This is a genomic window from Rhodoplanes roseus (assembly GCF_003258865.1).
Lineage (GTDB): Bacteria > Pseudomonadota > Alphaproteobacteria > Rhizobiales > Xanthobacteraceae > Rhodoplanes > Rhodoplanes roseus.
The window spans coordinates 1-289 of sequence record NZ_NPEX01000727.1 but is presented as its reverse complement, the minus strand read 5'-3'; the positions used below and the strand labels follow the sequence as shown (position 1 = coordinate 289).

Here is a 289-nt window from a genome sequence, read left to right as displayed (position 1 = left end):
AACGTCGCTGCCTTCTCGGCTCTGATCACCAGGGTGGTGGAGCGCGACCTGTCGCTGCCAGGACTCGCCACGTTCTACGGCCCTTCCGGGCTCGGAAAAACGAAGAGCGCCATCTACGGGGCCAACCGTTATCGCGCCGCCTATGTGGAGTGCGGTCAGTACACAACCGCGAAATCTTTGCTCGTCTCGATCCTGACGGAGCTCGGGCTCACGCGGCCTCGGGGCACGGTTGCAGAGCTCATCGCCGAGGCGATCCGGCTGATGGCGGCGGACATCAGCAAACCGCTCA

The 289-nt window shown here is 64.0% G+C and carries 1 pseudogene; it reads left to right on the top strand.

Annotated elements, in window-relative coordinates:
• Positions 1 to 289, top strand: a pseudogene (locus CH341_RS34835) (ATP-binding protein); the annotation flags it as partial.